This is a genomic window from Bradyrhizobium sp. 62B, from assembly GCF_030272265.2.
In the GTDB taxonomy this organism is placed as follows: domain Bacteria; phylum Pseudomonadota; class Alphaproteobacteria; order Rhizobiales; family Xanthobacteraceae; genus Bradyrhizobium.
The window spans coordinates 193,286-213,321 of record NZ_CP092841.2; the positions used below are offsets into that span (position 1 = coordinate 193,286).

General features: G+C 63.6%; 20 protein-coding genes. 12 read left to right on the forward strand and 8 right to left on the reverse strand.

Annotation, left to right across the window (positions count from 1 at the left end; translation table 11 throughout):
- Complete coding sequence (gene hisB / locus ML401_RS00920) at positions 1-594, reverse strand: imidazoleglycerol-phosphate dehydratase HisB (RefSeq protein WP_211415210.1); 594 nt, start codon at positions 592-594, stop codon at positions 1-3.
- A 193-nt stretch (positions 595-787) separates the two neighbouring features.
- Here hisB and hslV point away from each other — a divergent pair, with 193 nt between their 5' ends.
- The 5 genes from hslV to ML401_RS00945 all read left to right on the forward strand — a co-directional run bounded on the left by hslV (position 788) and on the right by ML401_RS00945 (position 5,145).
- The gene (gene hslV / locus ML401_RS00925) at positions 788-1,348 is read left to right on the forward strand and encodes an ATP-dependent protease subunit HslV (protein ID WP_285809156.1); all 561 of its coding nucleotides are present in this window, start codon (positions 788-790) and stop codon (positions 1,346-1,348) included.
- A 186-nt stretch (positions 1,349-1,534) separates the two neighbouring features.
- Positions 1,535-2,020, forward strand: coding sequence for a GNAT family N-acetyltransferase (locus ML401_RS00930; RefSeq protein ID WP_285809157.1), 486 nt, complete (start codon positions 1,535-1,537; stop codon positions 2,018-2,020).
- Positions 2,017-2,634, forward strand: coding sequence for a DUF2585 domain-containing protein (locus tag ML401_RS00935; protein WP_211415209.1), 618 nt, complete (start codon positions 2,017-2,019; stop codon positions 2,632-2,634). The genes ML401_RS00930 and ML401_RS00935 overlap by 4 nt, the downstream gene beginning before the upstream one ends.
- Before the next feature lie 53 nt (positions 2,635-2,687).
- On the forward strand, positions 2,688-3,992 hold the full coding sequence (gene hslU / locus ML401_RS00940; RefSeq protein WP_285809158.1) for an ATP-dependent protease ATPase subunit HslU: 1,305 nt from the start codon (positions 2,688-2,690) through the stop codon (positions 3,990-3,992).
- Positions 3,993-4,020: 28 nt separating this feature from the next.
- Positions 4,021-5,145: a hypothetical protein gene (locus ML401_RS00945; protein WP_285809159.1), complete on the forward strand. Its 1,125-nt coding sequence runs from the start codon at positions 4,021-4,023 to the stop codon at positions 5,143-5,145.
- Here ML401_RS00945 and ML401_RS00950 read toward each other — a convergent pair.
- Genes ML401_RS00950 through ML401_RS00960 form a run of 3 tightly spaced genes read right to left on the reverse strand, consistent with a single transcriptional unit; the run spans position 5,142 to position 7,976 of the window.
- Positions 5,142-5,756 carry a Smr/MutS family protein gene (locus ML401_RS00950; RefSeq protein WP_285809160.1) on the reverse strand — a complete coding sequence of 205 codons (615 nt, stop codon included), beginning with the start codon at positions 5,754-5,756 and terminating at the stop codon, positions 5,142-5,144. The genes ML401_RS00945 and ML401_RS00950 overlap by 4 nt on opposite strands.
- Complete coding sequence (locus tag ML401_RS00955) at positions 5,753-7,291, reverse strand: murein transglycosylase A (RefSeq protein WP_285809161.1); 1,539 nt, start codon at positions 7,289-7,291, stop codon at positions 5,753-5,755. Before ML401_RS00955 ends, ML401_RS00950 begins: the two co-directional genes overlap by 4 nt.
- A complete protein-coding gene (locus ML401_RS00960) occupies positions 7,269-7,976 on the reverse strand; it encodes a Tim44/TimA family putative adaptor protein (protein ID WP_194405266.1) in 708 nt (235 codons plus the stop codon). The genes ML401_RS00955 and ML401_RS00960 overlap by 23 nt, the downstream gene beginning before the upstream one ends.
- A gap of 412 nt (positions 7,977-8,388) precedes the next feature.
- Between ML401_RS00960 and secB the strand changes: the two genes are divergently transcribed.
- Positions 8,389-8,880, forward strand: a complete 492-nt coding sequence (gene secB / locus ML401_RS00965) for a protein-export chaperone SecB (RefSeq protein WP_194405267.1) — start codon at positions 8,389-8,391, stop codon at positions 8,878-8,880.
- A gap of 7 nt (positions 8,881-8,887) precedes the next feature.
- Here the strand turns inward: secB and dnaQ are convergent, their stop codons facing one another.
- The 4 genes from dnaQ to ML401_RS00985 are packed head-to-tail and all read right to left on the reverse strand — an operon-like array spanning position 8,888 to position 11,738.
- The gene (dnaQ, locus tag ML401_RS00970; protein WP_285809162.1) at positions 8,888-9,604 is read right to left on the reverse strand and encodes a DNA polymerase III subunit epsilon; all 717 of its coding nucleotides are present in this window, start codon (positions 9,602-9,604) and stop codon (positions 8,888-8,890) included.
- 54 nt (positions 9,605-9,658) lie between these two features.
- The gene (gene coaE, locus ML401_RS00975; RefSeq protein ID WP_211415204.1) at positions 9,659-10,258 is read right to left on the reverse strand and encodes a dephospho-CoA kinase; all 600 of its coding nucleotides are present in this window, start codon (positions 10,256-10,258) and stop codon (positions 9,659-9,661) included.
- Positions 10,259-10,281: 23 nt separating this feature from the next.
- Positions 10,282-10,890, reverse strand: a complete 609-nt coding sequence (locus ML401_RS00980; protein ID WP_285812788.1) for a Maf family nucleotide pyrophosphatase — start codon at positions 10,888-10,890, stop codon at positions 10,282-10,284.
- A gap of 8 nt (positions 10,891-10,898) precedes the next feature.
- Positions 10,899-11,738, reverse strand: a complete 840-nt coding sequence (locus ML401_RS00985; protein ID WP_194405270.1) for a pyruvate, water dikinase regulatory protein — start codon at positions 11,736-11,738, stop codon at positions 10,899-10,901.
- 457 nt (positions 11,739-12,195) lie between these two features.
- Between ML401_RS00985 and hemJ the strand changes: the two genes are divergently transcribed.
- The 6 genes from hemJ (at position 12,196) to ML401_RS01015 (ending at position 19,954) form a co-directional block, all read left to right on the forward strand.
- The gene (gene hemJ / locus ML401_RS00990; protein WP_285809163.1) at positions 12,196-12,630 is read left to right on the forward strand and encodes a protoporphyrinogen oxidase HemJ; all 435 of its coding nucleotides are present in this window, start codon (positions 12,196-12,198) and stop codon (positions 12,628-12,630) included.
- A gap of 250 nt (positions 12,631-12,880) precedes the next feature.
- Positions 12,881-14,146 (forward strand): transcription termination factor Rho, encoded by a 1,266-nt coding sequence (gene rho, locus ML401_RS00995; RefSeq protein WP_008133567.1) that lies wholly within the window; start codon positions 12,881-12,883, stop codon positions 14,144-14,146.
- A 311-nt stretch (positions 14,147-14,457) separates the two neighbouring features.
- A complete protein-coding gene (gene mnmE / locus ML401_RS01000; RefSeq protein ID WP_285809168.1) occupies positions 14,458-15,816 on the forward strand; it encodes a tRNA uridine-5-carboxymethylaminomethyl(34) synthesis GTPase MnmE in 1,359 nt (452 codons plus the stop codon).
- A gap of 572 nt (positions 15,817-16,388) precedes the next feature.
- The gene (gene mnmG / locus ML401_RS01005) at positions 16,389-18,269 is read left to right on the forward strand and encodes a tRNA uridine-5-carboxymethylaminomethyl(34) synthesis enzyme MnmG (RefSeq protein WP_285809170.1); all 1,881 of its coding nucleotides are present in this window, start codon (positions 16,389-16,391) and stop codon (positions 18,267-18,269) included.
- Positions 18,270-18,292: 23 nt separating this feature from the next.
- The gene (gene rsmG, locus ML401_RS01010) at positions 18,293-19,066 is read left to right on the forward strand and encodes a 16S rRNA (guanine(527)-N(7))-methyltransferase RsmG (protein ID WP_376717334.1); all 774 of its coding nucleotides are present in this window, start codon (positions 18,293-18,295) and stop codon (positions 19,064-19,066) included.
- 27 nt (positions 19,067-19,093) lie between these two features.
- On the forward strand, positions 19,094-19,954 hold the full coding sequence (locus tag ML401_RS01015; protein ID WP_194405274.1) for a ParA family protein: 861 nt from the start codon (positions 19,094-19,096) through the stop codon (positions 19,952-19,954).
- The last annotated feature ends 82 nt before the right edge of the window (positions 19,955-20,036 follow it).

The following is a 20,036-nucleotide window of genomic DNA, read 5'->3' on the forward strand; positions in this document are numbered from 1 at the left end:
TCAGCCGCCGAGCGAGCCCTTGGTGGACGGGATCTCGCCCACAGCCTTCGGATCGATCGCGACCGCCGTGCGCAGCGCCCGCGCCAGACCCTTGAAGCAGGACTCGGCGATATGGTGGCTGTTATCGCCATATAGGGTCTCGACGTGGAGAGTCACGCCGGCGTTCATGGCGAAGGCCTGGAACCACTCGCGCACCAGCTCGGTGTCGAACTCACCGATCTTGTCGCGGGGGAAGTCGGCCTTGAACACCAGGAACGGGCGGCCCGAGATGTCGATGACCACGCGCGACAGCGTCTCGTCCATGGGCATGTGCACGCCGGCATAGCGGGTGATGCCCGCCATGTTGCCGAGCGCTTGCCTGACCGCCTGGCCGAGCGCGATGCCGGTGTCTTCGGTGGTATGGTGATAATCAATGTGCAGGTCGCCCACCGCCTTGACCGTGAGGTCGATGCGGGAATGGCGGGCGAGGAGATCGAGCATATGGTCGAAAAAGCCGATGCCGGTCGCGATATTGGCCACGCCGGTGCCATCGAGGTTCACGGTGACCTCGATGTCGGTTTCCTTGGTCTTGCGCTTGATCGTCGCGGTGCGCATTGAAAACTGGCTTTCATCCTAGCTAGGGAGCCGAAAACGCCAGTCTATTAACAGCCAAATGCCCCCTTCGCTACTGCGGGAACGGCCGGCCGGCCCTCTACTTCTGCCTATGGTGAGCGAAATTCGGCCCGGAACGGGCCGTTGTGCCCCGGTTGTCGACCGCCTAAATCAGGCCGGACAACGAGGATCATTCATGCAGGATTCCCAGAACAGCTCCCCGGGCTGGCACGGCACCACGATTTTGACGGTCCGCAAGCGCGGCAAGGTGGTGGTCGGCGGCGACGGCCAGGTCTCGATCGGCCAGACCGTGATCAAGTCCAACGCCAAGAAGGTCCGAAAGCTCGGCAAGGGCGACGTGATCGGCGGCTTTGCCGGCGCGACCGCCGACGCCTTCACCCTGTTCGAGCGGCTGGAGGCCAAGCTCGAGCAATATCCGGGGCAGCTGACCCGGGCCGCGGTGGAGCTGGCCAAGGACTGGCGCACCGACCGCTATTTGCGGCGGCTGGAGGCCATGATGATCGTGGCCGACAAGGACGTCTCCCTGGTGCTCACAGGCACCGGCGACGTGCTGGAGCCCGAAGCCGGCGTGATGGCGATCGGCTCCGGCGGCAATTACGCGCTGGCGGCGGCACGGGCCCTGCTCGACACCGACAAGGACGCCGAAACCATCGTCCGCCGCTCCATGGACATCGCCGCGGATATTTGCGTCTACACCAACCGCAATCTGACCATCGAGAGCCTGGCGACAGGGTAGGGCGGAGGGTCATTTGTCCGAAAGCCTATCCACATGCACGGTGCAACCTCTCCCGCTTGCGGAGGAGGTCGTCGCGAAGCGCCGGGTGGGGGCTTTCTCCCCTTGGGGGCTATCCCATTGCGGAGATACCCTCCCCCCAGCCCTCTCCCGCAAGCGGGAGAGGGAGCGCACCGCCATCGGCGCGCGATGACGCCCACCTACACCTTCCGCCCAATGACAGCGGCCGACCTGCCGCTGATCCGGCGGTGGCTGGGCGAGGCCCATGTGGGGGAATGGTGGGGCGATCCGGACGAGCAGCTTGCGCTTGTCAGCGGCGACCTCGACGAGCCCGCGATGGACCAGTTCATCGTGTTGGCCGACGACAAGCCCTTCGGCTATCTTCAGTGCTACCGCCTGACCGCCTGGAATACGGGCTTCGGGCCGCAACCGGAGGGCACGCGTGGGATCGACCAGTTCATCGGCGAAAGCGACATGATCGGACGCGGTCACGGCTCGGCGTTGATCCGGCAGTTTGTCGATGAGCAGTTTCGCAGCGGCCTGCCGCGCATTGTCACCGATCCCGATCCGCTCAATGCGCGCGCCCTGCGCGCCTATGAGAAGGCAGGCTTCGTCCGCGACCGCATGGTCGAGACGCCGGACGGAGCGGCGCTGCTGATGGTGCGCGAAGCATGACGCTGGTTCACGCGCGCGCAAGCAAGACCGCGTTTTCACCACTTGCCTGGGCCGGCATCGCGCTATCGCTGTTGGCTCTGCAGGCCGCGATCCTGCTTGCGATGGGGCGGGTGCCGATCTGCACCTGCGGCACTGTCAAGCTGTGGCACGGCGTGGTGAACAGCTCGGAGAATTCCCAGCACATCGCCGACTGGTACACCTTCTCGCACGTCCTGCACGGCTTCCTGTTCTATGGCCTGACCTGGCTGCTGTTCGCGCGCCTGCCGTTCCTCAGCTTGTCCTGGCCTGCTCGGCTGATCATCGCGATGCTGATCGAAGGTGCCTGGGAGATCGTCGAGAACTCGCCCTTCATCATAGAGCGCTACCGCGCCGGCACGATCTCGCTGGATTATTTCGGCGACAGCATCGTCAACTCGGTCTCCGACAATCTGGCCATGGTGCTCGGGTTCCTCGTCGCGCGCGCACTGCCGGTCTCGATGACCGTCCTGATCGGCCTCGCCTTCGAGATCATGCTGGCGCTGCACATTCGCGACAATCTGACGCTCAACATCCTGATGCTGATCCATCCGATCGAGGCGGTGAAGCAATGGCAATCCGGCCCGCCGATCATCTGACGGCCGAAAAAAGCGGCTTGTCCTCCTCCGCAACTGACCCTAGCTAAGGTCCCATGACAGACTTCTCTCCGCGTGAAATCGTTTCCGAACTCGACCGTTTCATCGTCGGCCAGGCCGATGCCAAGCGCGCCGTCTCGATCGCGCTGCGCAATCGCTGGCGGCGACAGCAGCTCGAAGGCTCCTTGCGCGAGGAGGTGCTGCCGAAGAACATCCTGATGATCGGCCCCACCGGCGTCGGCAAGACCGAAATCGCGCGGCGATTGGCAAAACTCGCGAACGCGCCCTTCCTGAAGGTGGAGGCGACCAAATTCACCGAGGTCGGATATGTCGGCCGCGACGTCGAGCAGATCGTGCGCGACCTCGTCGAGGTCGCGATCGCCCAGGTCCGCGAGAAGAAGCGCAAGGACGTGCACGCCCGGGCCCAGCTCGCCGCCGAGGAGCGCGTGCTCGATGCGCTGGTCGGCGCCAATGCCTCTTCCACAACGCGGGAATCCTTCCGCAAGAAGCTGCGCGCCGGCGAGCTCAACGACAAGGAAATCGAGGTCGAGACGCAATCCTCCGGCGGCGGCATGCCGATGTTCGAGATCCCGGGAATGCCGGGCGCGCAGATGGGCGCGATCTCGATCGGCGACATTTTCGGCAAGTTAGGGGGCCGCAGCAAGACGCGGCGCCTGACCGTGGAAGGCTCGCACGAGATCCTCGTCAACGAGGAATCCGACAAGCTGCTGGATAATGATCAGCTGACGCTGGAGGCGATCAGCGCGGTCGAGAACAACGGCATCGTGTTCCTCGACGAGATCGACAAGATCTGCGCCCGTGACGGCCGCGTCGGCGGCGACGTCTCGCGCGAGGGCGTGCAGCGCGATCTCTTGCCGCTGATCGAAGGCACCACGGTCTCGACCAAGCATGGCGCGGTCAAGACCGACCACATCCTGTTCATCGCGTCCGGCGCGTTCCACGTCGCAAAGCCGTCCGACCTGTTGCCGGAATTGCAGGGCCGCCTGCCGATCCGCGTCGAATTGCAGGCGCTGACCCGCGACGACATGCGCCGCATCCTGACCGAGCCCGAGGCCTCGCTGATCAAGCAATATGTCGCCTTGATGCAGACCGAGGGCGTGACGCTCGACATCACCGACAGCGCCATCGACGCGCTCGCCGACGTCGCGGTCGCCGTGAACTCGACCGTCGAGAACATCGGCGCGCGGCGGCTGCAGACCGTGATGGAGCGGGTGCTGGACGAGATCTCCTTCACCGCCCCCGACCGCAGCGGCGAGACCGTCAAGGTCGACGCCGATTTCGTGCAGAAGCACGTCGGTGATCTCGCCAAGAACGCGGATCTGAGCCGGTTTATTTTGTAATTCGGGGCGGTCACGCTATGGATGCGGCGTGACCGTACGCATCCTGCAAAATCCCTGGCGCCTGCTGCTCGCGATCAACGCGGCGGTGATCGTCGGCGTGTTCGTGCACAAGATCCAGCTGCCGCCTTACGTCCCCTACATCCACCTCCTGGTCGATTACCATTTCGGCTTCATCAAGCGCGCGCTGATCGGGGCAGCCGTCGCGCTTTTCACCGACAAGGTGCCGGTCTGGCTGGTATTCGCGCTGGGCGGGGTGACGTGGCTGGCGACGCTGGGGCTCTATGCCAGAGTTTTCCAAAGGACCTTCGGCTTCACCGCGAAGACGCTGCCGCTGTTCGTCTTCATCGCGGGCTCGCCGTTCTTCCTGAAGAATTTCATGCACACGCTCGGCCATTTCGACATCTATGGCTGTGCGCTGGCCATGATTCTGCTGCTGATGCCCGCGCGCTCGCTGCTGTTCGTCGCCACGGCAGCGCTGTTCTCGGTCATCCTCGTGCTGATCCACCACATTCATCTCTTGATGTATGTGCCGACGATCGTCACCATCGTCGTGATCAGGCACTATCTCGCTTACGGGCTTGATCGCGGCAATGTCGCGTTCGGTATCGTCGCCCTCGCGATCGTCTCCGCGCTGTTCTTCGCCGCGCAATTCTGGGGAACGATGCCGATCCCGGAGGCGGACTTCGTCGCCTATCTGAAAACGCGCATGGCCGATCCCTCGCGCACCGATCTCTTGCAATTCGCCTATATCTGGTACCAGCCGCTGGCGAAGGAAGTTTCCGACACCTGGGGCCGCCTGCCGCACAACAGCCTCGGCATACCCGTATTCGTGTTGCTGATCTGGCTGCACACGCCGCTATGGCGTTTCCTCGCGAAGCTGATCGGCACGCTCGCGAGCGAGATGCACCGCCGCCTCGTCATCGCGGCGCTGATCGGCATCAGCCTCGCCTATCTCGTGATGTTCGCGATGGTGTTCGACTATTCGCGCTGGATCTCGAACTGGGCGGTGTGCATGTTCCTGATCCTGCATGCGGTGAAGATGCTGCCGGCGGCGCACGAGACTGCGCTGATTCCGCCTGACGACCGGAAGACAAACATCTTCGGCCTGATCATCACCCTGATCCCGCGCGTCGGAATCATCCGGCCGTTCTAGAGTCTGGCCCGCCTGATCCGCACATACAGCGCGCCCTCGCCGCCATGGCCGATATGCGCCGTCTCGAATCCCACGACGAAGGCGCGGAATTCCGGCAGGCTCAGCCATTCCGGCACCTGGCGGCGCAGCACGCCGCTTTCGCCGCCACTGCGGCCCTTGCCGGTGATGACGAGCACGAAGGTCAGTCCGTCATGATGGGCACGGTGCAGGAAGCCGGTCAGCGCGCGATGGGCGCGCGTCTGGGTCATGCCGTGCAGGTCGAGCCGCGCCTCGATCTCGCTGCGGCCACGCGACAGCTTTGTGCGCTCGCGCTTGCCAAGCGGGGCCAAGGGCGGGACTTGCGGCTTCGCGATTCGCGGCGCCGGGGCCTCAGCCACCGGCCGCGGCGGTGGCGAGGTCCGCAGCGCCGGGCCTACCAGTGAAGGTCCAGCGATCGGCGCGGCGTGCGCCTTGACCCCCGCCTTGACTACCGCCTTGGCCACGCGGTGCTTCCGCAGCGGCTTGACCTGTTTGGCGACCGTCTCCCACAGCTCGCGCTCCTCCTCGCTCAGCGCGCGACGACGCGGCGAGGGGCGAGGCTCCAGCACGGGCGGACGGGACGATCGCTTCATTGCTGCCGATGGGGACGCTTCTTCACCGGCCGCTGCGGTTCGGGAGCGGGCTCGATCGCGGGGCGCGGCACCGGTAGCGGGACCGGACCTGCGGTGGCAATTGTTTCGGTCTTGTTGTCCGCTGAAGCGGCCGCCGCTGCCGGCTTCGTCGTCCCCTTGCCCTGATCGGTCTGCGGAAACAGCTTTGCGATCTTCTCCGAGGGACGCGGATCAGGCACCGGCAGGCGCGCGGCACGAACCGAGGGATCGAGGCCCTTCGGCACCAACATGACAAAGTGCATGGGATGGCGCAGCCGGCCGGAGACGCGGCCGGCTTCCTGCCCGGCGCCGAAAAACAGATCGGCGCGGGCCGGTCCAATGATGGCCGAGCCGGTGTCCTGCGCGATCATCAGCCGATGGAATGGTGTCTTCGCGCGGTCGGATTCGATCGGCAGCTCGCCCTCGATGAAGAACGGCGTGCCGTAGACATGCAGCGATTTGTCGACCGCGATCGAGCGTCCCGCCGTCAGCGGAATGCCTTGCGCACCCACCGCCTCGTCCTTGTCGGACAAATTGACCTCGCGAAAGAAGATGTAGGCCCGGTTCGCGCGGCGCAGCTCCTTGGCGCCGTCAGGGTTTTGCGTCATCCACTCCCTGATCTTCTGCATCGACATCTCTTCCCTGGGGATGATGCCGCGCTCGATCAGGATGCGCCCGACGGCGGTGTAGGGATAGCCGTTATAGGCGTCGTAGTTGAGGCGGACCGAGCTGCCGTCGTCGAACTTGATGCGCGCCGAACCCTGGATCTGCGCGAACAACAGATCCGTGGGATCCTTCAGCCAGGCGATCTCCAGTCCGCGGCCGGCGATCTTGCCGTCCTCGATCTCGCCGCGGTCGTAATAGGGCACCAGCTTGCGGCGGCCGATCTTGCGATAGACCGGGCCCTTGTTGGGCAGGCTCACCGAATCCTGCTTGTAGCCGCGCACGAACAGATTCGAAGGGCGGCGGTAGACAGGAACGTTGTAGATGTCGGTCTGTGTGCGCGATCCCTCCAGCACCGGCTCGTAATAGCCGGTGACGAAACCATCGGGCTCGCCGAGCCGCGAGATGCGCAGCGGCGCAAAATTCTCCTCGAAGAAGGTCTTTGCTTTCGCGTCGTCGCTGAGCTCGAGCGTCTTCGCGACCTTGCAAGGCTCGTTCAGCGAACCTGCCAGCGCTTTCGGTTCAGTCGCGCCGGTCTGCGCATTGATCGACTTGCAGCTCGCACGGAACGTCTTGAACGCGGCGAGATGATTGTCGTCGCCCCAGCCCTTCACGTCCGCCCAGGCCAGCGGCATGTATTGCGCGCCTGATATTTCGAGCGGCAGGGGGAGTTGCGGATAGGGCAAGGCCCGCGGCGGAGCAGCGGGCAAGTGCGGGAGATGATGGTGATGGTTGCGGTAGTGGCGCCGCGCCGCCTCGGCGCCGAGCGAAAACGACGACAGCACGACGACGCCTGCGCAAAGCGCGGTCGCGCTGTTCTTCAATAGGATCTTAATTCGCGCTTCCGGTGCCAACCAGCTTCCAGTTCGGATCGCGAGAGGTGATGTCGCGGGCGAAAGTCCAGATGTCGGTGATGTCGGCAACCGTGTCGGCACTGCCGTCGACGATGTTGCCGGCCTTGTCCCGGGTGGCCGAGATCATCTGCGAGACGAAACGGATCGTGAGCTGGGCGGTCCGGTCGCGCAGCTCGGCGCCGACCAGCTCGGCCTTGTCGATCGAGACGAAGCGGGTCTCGGTCTTCTGCTCGTTCTTCTCGCGTTCCTTGATCGCCGCGTCGAAGCTGTCATAGACGTCCGGCGACAACAGGTCGCGCAGCGCGCGGCGGTCGCCGTTGGCGAAGGCCAGCACGATCATCTCATAGGCGCCGCGGGCGCCCGAGATGAAATGACGCGGGTCAAAGGTGGAATCCTTCTCGACGATGGCATCCAGGCCCTGCGCCAGCGTGGTCCCGGGTTCGGCGAGGCCCTTCCAGCGGTCGGAGGGCGGGGTTGGGTCGGCGGTCGGCGCCAGCGGGGCCTGGTCGATCACCTTGCCCGGCATGGTCACGACGTTGTTGTCCTGGGCACCCCCCAGCGCATTGCGGGCGGCGGTCCGATCGAAAGGCGGCCGTTCGTTGCCGGTGCGCTGCCCCAGCACGCTGCGCAGCCGCAGAAAGATGAAGACCGCCAGCGCCAGGAAGATGATGGTGTAGATGTCCACGTCGTATTCGCTTTCTGGCCGATGCCTGGGTCTTCGCTTTTGGGGTCGTCGCCGGGAAAATCAATCCGGCCAGTAGACCGTTCCACACGGGAACGGCAAGTCTACATCACCATTTTAGGTCCACGTCAGGTCCTGGGGATGTAGGCACGAAATCTTGCCCGGCCAATGGCGCCTTTTGGCACAGCACCGAGTGTAGCGCGTTTTATGCTTAAGGGGAAACCCGATCCTGCCCGGAAATCGCGCATCTTCAATCGTTTAAGGCGCTATTTTGCGGAAAAGGCCGGATGACCGCCGCAAGGCTTGGCGCGGCCGGAAATCCCACCCCGGGACCGTTCGTCCTTGTGGAACGAGGCAGCCCTATGTTAGCCAACCGCCGCGAAATTCAGCCCAAATCGGGTAAGGAGAGACTCTCATGACCAACGGTAACGGCACCCCTCCCGAGGCGGCCCAGGCTCCCCAGCTCAACGTGCTGGCGCAATATACCAAGGACCTGTCGTTCGAAAATCCGAACGCGCCCAGCTCGCTCCAGCAGCAGAGCCAGCCGCCCCAGATCAACATCCAGATCAACGTCAGCGCCAACAATCTCAGCGAACAGGAGTTCGAGGTGACGCTGTCGGTCGAGGGCAAGGCCGAGACCGCGGGCAAGATCATGTTCTCGTTCGAGCTCGCCTATGCCGGCGTGTTCCGCATCGCCAACGTGCCGAAGGAGAATCTGCATCCGCTGGTCATGATCGAGTGCCCGCGCCTGCTGTTCCCGTTCGCACGCGAGATCATTGCCACCGCAGTGCGCGACGGCGGGTTCCCGCCCTTGATGCTGGATCCGGTCGACTTCGTCGGTCTCTATCGCCAGAACATGGAGCGGCAAATGGCCTCCCAGGGCGGCGGCCAGACCGGTCAGGCCTAACTCAACCTTAACCAGCCGGAGAGGCGACTGGAGCAACGAGATACTCGTTCCAGATCGCCTTTTCGCCCATCGTTGCGATGAAGGCCCGGTGGGCCTCCCGCTCGGCATCAGAAACCCGCGGCGCAAGCGGCACCAGGCGCTGCCGCCGCGGCGTATCACCCGCAGCATTGATGCGAATCTCTTCGCTCTCCGACGCCAGAAGCAGCTGCGACTGCCGTGCCCCGACCAGATCGACATAGACCTCGGCCAGCAGCTCGGCATCCAGCAGCGCGCCGTGCTTGGTGCGGTGTGAATTGTCGATCGCATAGCGCGAGCAGAGATCGTCGAGCCGGTTCGACACGCCGGGATGCTTGCGTCGCGCCAGCAGCAGCGTGTCGACCAGCCGCTCACGCGGGATCGCTGCGCGCTTGATCCTGTCGAGCTCGGCGTTGATGAAGCCGATGTCGAACGAGGCATTGTGGATCACCAGCGGCGCATCGCCGATGAACTCCAGAAACGCATCGGCGACTTCGTGGAACAGCGGCTTGGTCGACAGGAATTCCGCCGACAGCCCGTGCACCGCGAAGGCTTCCGCCGGCATGTCCCGCTCAGGATTGATATAGACGTGATAGGTCTGGCCAGTCGGCATGCGGTTGAAGACCTCGACGCAGCCGATTTCGACCAGACGATCGCCGCGGAGCGGATCGAAGCCGGTGGTTTCGGTGTCGAGGACGATTTCGCGCATGACTAGAGATCAGTAAGTTGAGATCGGAGTGCTGAACGCCGGCGAGGCGGCGAATCAGGCTCGCCGCTGCGGCATCTTAACGACCTCGGCGAGGATGTGCGCGATTTGCGCCCGCACCGGCTCGAGTCCGTGCGAGGTATCCACCACGAAATCGGCCCGCTTGCGCTTCTCGGCATCGGGCGTCTGCTTGGCGATGATGGCGTCCAGCTTGGCCTCGTCCATCGTGCCGCGCGCCAGCACCCGCTCGCGCTGGAGTTCCGGCGAGGTCGAGACCACGACCACCGCATCGACCCGCTTCTCGCCGCCGGTCTCGAACAGCAGCGGGATATCCAGCACCACGACCGGCGCCTTGGCAGCCTCGGCCTCGGCAAAGAACTTTTGCCGGGAGGCGCCGAGCATCGGATGCACGATCTGCTCGAGCTGCTTGATGGCGGCGGGATCGTGTACCACGCGCGCCGACAATTTTGGCCGGTCCACCTTGCCGTTCACGGTGGTGCCGGGAAAGGCGGCCTCGATCGCCGGCGCCGCTTCACCTTCATAGAGCTGATGCACGGCTGCATCGGCGTCGTAGACGGGCACGCCGGCCTCCGCGAACAGCTTTGCGGTGGTCGATTTGCCCATCCCGATCGAGCCGGTCAGTCCGAGGATCCGCATCAGCCTACAGCCATGTCTGTCATTCACACGGCAACTAGCCGTTCGCTTCGCAGGAACGCAAGCAGCGGCAGCAACGGCAGACCGAGAATGGTGAAATGATCGCCCTCGATGCGCTCGAACAGATGGATGCCCAACCCCTCCAGCTGATAGGCGCCGACGCTGGTCGTAACGGCGTCGCCGGCAACATCCAGATACGCTGAAAGCTCGCCCTCGGTCATCTCACGCATCGTCATGCGGGCGATCGAGACGTCTTCGAAAACAATCTTGCCGTCATGCGCCACGGCGACTGCGGAGTTCAGCTCATGGCTGTTGCCGGCGAGCTCGCGCAATTGCGCCAAGGCCTGCGGGCGGCCCGCGGGCTTGTTGAAGAGACGGTTGCCAAGAGCCAGCGTCTGATCGGCGCCGATCACGTAGCTCCCGGGATAACGGGCGCAGACCGCCTTGGCCTTTTCGCGCGCCAGCAGCAAAGCGATCTCGCGCGGATTTGAAAGCTGTGAAGCGCCTTGAATACCGCGTTCGTCGATATCAGCGGTCACAGCCCTGAACTCCAGCCCGGCATTGGCCAGCAGCATTTTTCGCGCGCTGCTCTGCGACGCCAGGATCAACGGAGATGTGCCGAGCCACAGACCCATCGCGAAAACTATTCGGAAGGCCGGTTGCGTTGGCGATCGCTGTAGAGCTTCATGATCGCCGCCGCGGTTTCCTCGATCGAGCGGCGCGTGACGTCGAGCAGCGGCCAATCGTGCTTGGCGCTGAGCTTGCGCGCAAACGCGACCTCCTCGGTGACCGATTGCTTGTCGGTGTAAGTGTCGCTGCCGGACTCGGCTCCCATGGAGAGCAGGCGATTCTGACGGATCTGGATCAGCCGTTCCGGCGTCGCGTGCAGGCTGACCACCAATGGCCGCGTCAGCGTCTCCAATTGCGAGGGCACCGGAATGCCCGGAACCAACGGCACGTTGGCGGTCCGGATGCCGCGGTTCGCGAGATAAATCGACGTCGGTGTTTTCGAGGTGCGGGACACGCCGACCAGGACGACGTCGGCATCGTCGAGGCCTTCGACATGCTGGCCGTCGTCGTGGATCATCGTGTAGTTCAGCGCGTCGATGCGCTTGAAATATTCCGCGTTGAGGACGTGCTGGGCGCCGACGCGGCCGGTGGTTGCCGCGCCAAGATAGGCTTCGAACAGCTGCATCACCGGGCCGATGATCGACAGGCTCGGAACGTTGATCCCCTTGCACTTGTCCTCAAGCCTGGAGACGAGATCCTTCTCGAGCAGCGTGAACAGCACGATTCCCGGCGCCTCCTCGATCTCGTCGAGGACCCGATCGAGCTGCTTCTGGCTGCGCACCAGCGGATAGACGTGCTCGACCGGCGTCACGTTGGCGTATTGAGCCGCAACCGCGCGAGCCACGGTGATCAGCGTCTCGCCGGTGGAGTCGGAGACGAGGTGCAGATGGAAATAATTGTTCGAGGTCGGCACAAAAACTCTTTGTATGAGGGCGGTGTGGTTTGTGGATTTCTGTGGACCTTAACCCCTCGGAAAGGGTTGCGCGACACCAGGGGCGGGACAAGTGCCAATTTTCTTCACACCGCTGCCCGTCTGAACAAGTTCGCCGGCCTGCCGGGCGGGAAACGGGATTATGCGGACAACCCCCTTGATAAGCTGCCGACAGAAAGGCGCAAGCCTTTGAGGCTGGCCGACTTATCGCGGAGCGCCAGGAACGATAGGGGATATGTTGATGGGTGTGAACAAGCGCGCGCGAACCCGCGGATGGAATTGCATGAGTCCAATCCACGGTCACATAGACTCAAACCTTAAGAATCTAAGATTCTAGATTTGAGGAAGGCACACCGGACGGATATGTGTGCACGGTGAGACCTTAACGAGTTCTTACTATCCCCAGTTCCATTCGCTGGGCAGCAATCCGGGGCCGAAAATGTTCGAAGACGTCTATCTCTGGATCAAGGCCCTGCACGTGATCGCCGTCATCGCCTGGATGGCGGGCATGCTCTATCTGCCGCGGCTGTTCGTCTATCATTCCGAGGCCGAGATCGGCTCGAAGCAGTCGGAAACGTTCAAGGTGATGGAGCGTCGGCTGCTCAAGGCCATCATCAATCCCGCCATGATGGTCACCTGGCTCGCCGGGCTCTATCTCGCCTGGTCCGGCCATTGGTTCTCGTTCGGCTGGCTGCACGTAAAACTGGCACTGGTCCTGGCGATGTCGGCGGTCCACGGCTTTTTTTCCCGCTGGCTGAAGGATTTCGCTGCCGACCGGCGCCCGCGCACCCAGAAATTCTATCGCATTATCAACGAGGTGCCGACTGTCCTGATGATTTTCATCGTCATCATGGTGATCGTGAAGCCGTTCTAGGCAAGGCCCCTCGCGAATAGCTCAGCGCTTCTTCTTGCGGAGCTGGAAGCGATTTTCTATATTGTCGACATCCCACCCAACGCAGGCGGATGTGGTTGTGTCTGAGCTTTCCAGAGGCCGGACACCGCATCAGGTTTGAAGCCTCATCGGCACTTAACCTTGCCAGACCTGCGGACCTTCTCTTCTCACGTCCGCATTTCAGAGCCTCCTCGCACCCCCCCTCCCCAGGTTACCCCACAGGACCACCCCAATGCGGGAAATTAAACTCGAAGACCTCAAGTCCAAAACGCCGGCCGAGCTCGTCTCGTTTGCGGAGGAGAATGGGGTCGAGAACGCCAGCACGATGCGCAAGCAGGAGCTGCTGTTCGCCATCCTCAAGCAGCTCGCACTCGCTGAGACCGACATCGTCGGCCAGGGCGTCGTCGAAGTGCTTTCCGATGGCTTCGGCTTCCTCCGTTCGCCCGATGCGAATTATCTGCCGGGCCCCGACGACATCTACGTTTCGCCGTCGCAGATCCGCCGTTTCGGCCTGCGCACCGGCGACACCATCGAAGGCCACATCCGCAGCCCGAAAGAGGGCGAGCGCTATTTCGCGCTGCTGAAGGTCAACACGCTCAACTTCGAGGATCCGGAAAAGGCCAAGCACAAGGTCAATTTCGACAACCTCACGCCGCTGTTTCCGAATCAGCGCTTCCGCATGGAAATCGACGATCCGACGCGGAAAGACCTGTCTGCACGCGTGATCGACATCGTCGCTCCCATCGGCAAGGGCCAGCGCGCATTGATCGTTGCGCCGCCGCGCACGGGTAAGACCGTGCTGATGCAGAACATCGCGCACTCGATCACGCACAATCATCCCGAATGCTACCTGATTGTGCTCTTGATCGACGAGCGTCCGGAAGAAGTCACGGACATGCAGCGTTCGGTGAAGGGCGAGGTCGTCTCCTCGACCTTCGACGAGCCGGCGGTGCGTCACGTCCAGGTCGCCGAGATGGTGATCGAGAAGGCCAAGCGTCTCGTCGAGCATGGCCGCGACGTCGTCATCCTGCTCGATTCGATCACGCGCCTCGGCCGCGCCTACAACACCGTCGTGCCGTCATCCGGCAAGGTGCTGACCGGCGGTGTCGACGCCAACGCGCTGCAGCGCCCGAAGCGCTTCTTCGGTGCCGCCCGCAACATCGAGGAGGGCGGCTCGCTGACCATCATCGCGACCGCACTGGTCGATACCGGCAGCCGCATGGACGAAGTCATCTTCGAAGAGTTCAAGGGCACCGGTAACTCGGAACTGATCCTAGACCGCAAGGTCTCGGACAAGCGCACCTTCCCGGCGATCGACATCTCGCGCTCCGGCACCCGCAAGGAAGAGCTCATCACCGACCCGCAGGTGCTCAAGAAGATGTACGTGCTCCGCCGCATCCTCAATCCGATGGGGACGATGGACGCGATCGACTTCCTGCTCGACAAGCTGCGTTCGACCAAGAGCAATTCGGAGTTCTTCGACTCCATGAATACTTGAGTGCAGTGCAGCATAAGATCAGAGGGCGCCTTCGGGCGCCCTTTTGTTGTGCGCTGTTGCTGCGGAAGAGCTGCAGCATAACCGATGTCGGGACGACCAATTCCTGCCTTCGATTAATCTGTTGATATATCTAGAAAATGCTTGAATTCGGCTCGGCCGAACTGCTGCCTGAGAAGGTGTTTCTGCAGCAAAATCTGGCGGATATACTGCAGTGCAATAGAAAATTGCTGCGGGATTTGTGCAGCAAAATGTGCCGCGGACGGAGCTGAAGCCGACATTTGCTTTTTCGCCGGCAGCCGGACAAATGGGCCATGCATCCGCGAGACCAGACCATTTTTGCGCTGTCATCCGGCCGGGCGCCCAGCGCGATCGCGGTGGTGCGCGTGTCGGGCTCGCAGGCCGGCAAGGTGCTGACGATGCTTGCCGGCAAGCTGCCGGCCCCGCGGCAGGCCAGCCGCCGCGTGCTCCGGGATAGGGCCGGGGAGCCGATCGATGATGCGATGGTGCTCTGGTTTCCAGGACCTGCCAGTGCGACCGGCGAGGACGTCGCCGAGTTCCACACTCATGGCGGCCGCGCGGTGCTGGCGACGCTGCTCACCTCTGTTTCTTTTATTCCGAATACACGGGCGGCCGAACCGGGTGAGTTCACGCGGCGGGCATTCGAGAACGGCAAGCTCGACCTGACCGAGGCCGAGGGTCTCGACGATCTCATTCACGCCGATACCGACCGGCAGCGGCGCCAGGCGCTGCGCCAGTTGCAGGGCCTGCTCGGCGACCGCGCGCGCGACTGGCGCGAGCGCATCATTGAGGCGTCGGCGCTGATCGAAGCCGGCATCGATTTTTCCGATGAAGGCGACGTGCCCGCGGAATTGATGGCGCCGGCGATCAGCGCCATCAAGGCGCTGCATGACGAAATTGCAAAAGTCCTTGCGACACAGGCACATTCTGAACGTCTGCGCGACGGGCTGGTGGTTGCGATCGCCGGCGAGCCGAATGTCGGCAAGTCGACGCTGATGAATCAGCTCGCGCGCCGCGAGGTCGCGATCGTCTCGCCGCATGCCGGTACGACGCGCGACGTGATCGAGGTGCAGCTCGACCTCGACGGTTATCCGGTCACGGTGATCGACACCGCCGGCATTCGCGAGACCGACGATCCGGTCGAGCAGGAGGGCGTGCGCCGCGCCCGCGCGCGGGCCGAAGACGCCGACCTCGTGTTATGGCTGGTCGAACCCGAGCAAGCCGTTGATCCGGTGCCGTTGCAGTCGCTTCAAAATTCCGGCACGGAGAGCGATCGGTCCGGCGGCCCGGTGTGGATCGTCCGAAACAAGATTGACCTGCGTAGAGCCGGAGGTTCCGCCGCGCCGGGCGAGTTTGCGATCTCGGCGCGAAAAGGCGATGGCGTCCCCGAGCTGGTCGAGGCGCTCGTCAAATTCGCAGCCGAGTTCTTCGGAGCCAGCGAGGGCGCCGTTGTGACCCGGGCGCGCCAACGCGACTTGTTGAGCCGTGCGTCGGACAGCTTGCGCCGGAGCCTCGAGCTTGTAGAAGAAGGCGAAGAGCTGGCCGCCGAGGAATTGCGTGCCGCCGCTTATGCCTTGGGCCGGTTGCTGGGTCGGGTGGACGTCGAGGACGTCCTGGGTGCCATTTTTCAGAAATTCTGCATCGGAAAGTAGCGCTAGTTCTTCATTGTAGAACTAGCGCTTGTTCCATTTCTTGTGTTTCACGTGAAACGCGCTCCATCTTTCAGGCCTCGTAGCCCGGATGGAGCGTAGCGCAATCCGGGGCGGTCATAGCCGGGCCAGTGAGTTTCCCCGGGCGCTTCATCCGGCCGGGTTCCGGTCGTTTCACGTGAAACAGGCGACCGCCGGGCTGGTCTCGTCTCCCCATTGCCGCTAGCCAGCCGGAAAGCGCAACTGTCGAGATGATTGGTGTGCTCCCGATCCCGTCATTAAGAGGCGCTCCTAAAACGAAGCAATCCAGACCGCCATCAGGGGAGACAGGGGCTAGCTTGCTTCGCTGCGCTCCCAACGACCGGGCCCGTCGCCGCCGGGCTTTGGCCCCGGCGCTTCAGGCATGGGCATTCCGTTTCACGTGAAACAGCATCCCTCCCAAGGTTTCCTACTTTGCATGGGGTTGTTTTCGCAAAATCGTTTTTACCGTCCCGCTCGGCACATGTTTCACGTGAAACACCGTGCGCCCCAGTTTCCGCTTCCGGCTTTCCCGCCCCTGAGCTAGAAGTCCGCCCATGCGAACAGAGCGAGAGAGCTTCGACGTCATCGTGATTGGCGGCGGCCACGCCGGCTGTGAAGCCGCGGCTGCGTCTGCCCGGATGGGCGCCGCGACCGCCCTGGTCACGCACCGTTTCTCGACCGTCGGCGCGATGTCCTGCAATCCCGCTATCGGGGGTCTCGGCAAGGGCCATCTCGTCCGAGAAGTCGACGCTCTCGATGGTCTGATGGGTCGGGTCGGCGATGCCGGCGGGATCCAGTTTCGCGTCCTCAATCGCCGCAAGGGTCCTGCTGTCCGCGGTCCCCGGGCCCAGGCGGACCGGAAGCTCTATGCCGCTGCGATGCAGGCCGCGATCCAGGAGACCGAGGGCCTTTTCATCATTGAAGGCGAAGCCGACGAGCTGATCGTGACCGATGGCCGAGTGACTGGATTGCGCCTGGCTGACGGCCGGGAGCTCCGGGCAGGGGCCGTTGTCGTCACCACCGGCACCTTTCTCCGTGGTTTGATCCATCTCGGTGAGAAGAATTGGCCGGCCGGCCGGGTCGGCGAGGCCCCCGCGATGGGTCTGTCGGCCTCCTTCGAGCGAGCCGGCTTCACCTTGGGACGGCTCAAGACCGGCACTCCGCCGCGTTTGGATGGCACCACGATCGACTGGTCCGCGGTCGAGATGCAGCCCGGTGACGAGCCGCCGGAGCCCTTCTCGGTCATGACCGAGCGGATCACGACACCGCAGATCCAGTGCGGGATCACCCGGACCACCGCGGCAACGCATGAAGTGATCCGGGTCAATGTCCATCGCTCCCCGATGTACTCCGGCCAGATCAAGAGCTCCGGACCGCGCTATTGTCCCTCGATCGAGGACAAGATCGTCCGCTTCGGCGACCGTGACGGTCACCAGATCTTCCTGGAGCCGGAAGGGCTCGACGACAGCACGATCTATCCCAACGGCATCTCGACGTCGCTGCCCGAGGAGGTCCAGCTCGCGATCCTCGCCAGCATCCCGGGTCTGGAGCGGGTGAAGATGGTCCGTCCCGGCTACGCCATCGAATACGACCATATCGATCCCCGGGAGCTCGATCCGACCCTGCAGACCAAGCGTCTGCGCGGGCTGTTCCTGGCCGGGCAGATCAATGGCACCACCGGGTACGAAGAAGCGGCCGGGCAGGGCATCGTGGCCGGTCTGAATGCGGCGCTTGCCGCGAGCGGAGCAGCACTGACGGTGTTCGATCGTGCTGATGGCTATCTCGGGGTGATGATCGACGACCTCGTCACCCGCGGCATCAGCGAACCCTATCGGATGTTCACCTCGCGGGCCGAGTACCGGCTGACGCTGCGGGCGGACAATGCCGATCAGCGTCTGACGGAGAAGGGCATCGCCCTGGGGTGTGTTGGAAGCGCCCGAACCCTGCACCATCGCGCCAAGATGGACGCCCTGAACGCAGCCCGGACGCTCTCGAAGTCGCTGACCGTCACCCCGAACGAGGCGATCAAGCACGGATTGTCCCTGAACCGCGATGGCCAGCGCCGGTCGGCCTTTGAGCTGATCGCTTATCCGGAGATCGGTTGGAGCCAGGTCCGGGCGATCTGGCCGGAGCTATCAGCCATCGATCCCGTCATCGCGACCCATCTCGAGATCGACGCCAAGTACGATGTCTATCTCGAGCGCCAGAGTGCAGACGTCGAGGCTTTTCGGCGCGACGAGGGGATGGTGCTGTCGGAGGTCGACTACAGCCTCGTGCCCGGTCTCTCCAACGAGGTCCGCGCCAAGCTGGAGAAGGCGCGGCCGTTCACGGTCGGCCAGGCCGGCCGGATCGACGGCATGACACCAGCGGCGCTCGGCATCCTCGCGGCCTATCTTCGTCGCGAGGCACGGAAGACTTCCAAGGCAATCGCATAAGCCAATTGCAATAGGCGTTTCACGTGAAACAGCGCGGACCGGGCGGAGACAGACCGCTATCGCGACGACCCGGCACAGGTGAGGGCGCGGGTCATCGATCTGATCCGGGGCCCGCCAAGCCGAAGATCGACAAAGCCAGCGCGAACGATCCCGCACTCGATTCCATCATCGCCGCGGACAAGCGGGCGGCGTTGAAGCTCGCGCCCGTTTCACGTGAAACCGAGGACCGGCTTGATCGCTACATCGCGCTGCTCCGGGAGTGGCAGGCCAAGACCAATCTGGTCGCACCTTCGACCCTGCCACAGCTTTGGACCCGGCACATTGCCGACTCGCTCCAGCTGGTCGAGCTCGCGCCTACGGCAAAACGCTGGGCCGACCTCGGCAGCGGCGGCGGCTTTCCCGGCGTGGTGCTCGCCTGCGCCATGGCCGGCACGCCGGATGCGAGGGTTCATCTCGTCGAGCGAATCGCCAAGAAGGCCGCCTTTTTGCGCGAAGCGATCCGCGTCACCACATCTCCGGGAGTCGTACATCTCGCTGAGATCGGGGATAATGTGGATAGAATCACCGGCCCCGTCGATTGCGTCACCGCGCGTGCGCTGGCTCCGCTACATCAACTCATCGGCTTTGCGGAGCCGCTGATGCGCCAGGGCGCAAAGGCGTTGTTTCTCAAGGGTCAAGATGTAGAGGCTGAATTGACCGAAGCCGCTAAATATTGGAATATTGCGCCTCAGCTCCACCACAGCCGCACGGGTGACGGCTGGATCGTGGAGCTGAATGCGGCCGAACGGCGCGGGTGAGGCGTTCAGGGGACTGGGGAATTTTCGATGACCGTGATTGACGAGCCGCAGCAGACGCAAGAACCGACCAGCGAGGTCCCGCACGGTCACCCGCGCATCCTGGCGCTGGCGAATCAAAAGGGCGGTGTGGGAAAAACAACCACAGCGATCAATCTCGGCACGGCGCTCGCCGCGATTGGCGAACGTGTCCTGATCGTCGATCTCGATCCCCAGGGCAACGCCTCGACCGGCCTCGGCATCGACCGCCGCAGCCGCTCCTGCTCGACCTATGACGTGCTGATCGGTGAAGCGCCCCTGCGCGAAGCCGTGGTCTCGACCGCGGTGCCGCGGCTGCACATCGCGCCGTCGACCATGGATCTCTCCGGTCTCGAGCTCGAGCTCGGCACCACGCCCGGCCGCGCCTTCAAGCTGCGCGACGCCATCGGTGCGCTCAACAACAACGTCTCGCCGGATGCCGACTACACCTATGTGCTGATCGACTGTCCGCCCTCGCTCAACCTGCTGACGGTGAACGCGATGGCGGCTTCCGACGCGATCCTGGTCCCGTTGCAGTGCGAGTTCTTCGCGCTCGAAGGTCTGTCGCAATTGCTGCAGACGGTGGAGCAGGTGCGTTCGACGCTCAATCCGAACCTGTCGATCCACGGCATCGTGCTGACCATGTTCGACTCGCGCAACAACCTGTCGAACCAGGTCGTCGCGGACGTCCGGCAGTTCATGGGCGAGAAGGTCTACAAGACCATGATCCCGCGCAACGTGCGCATCTCGGAGGCGCCGTCCTACGGCAAGCCGGTGCTGGTCTACGATCTCAAATGCGTCGGCAGCGAAGCCTATTTGCGGCTCGCCACCGAGGTGATCCAGCGCGAGCGCGAGCTGCGCGTTACGCATTGACGTGAGATCCGCAGGGCGGGTTGGCGCAGCGCAACCCGCCGATCTCTCGCCGCGAACGAACCTGTTGCGGATTACGCTGCGC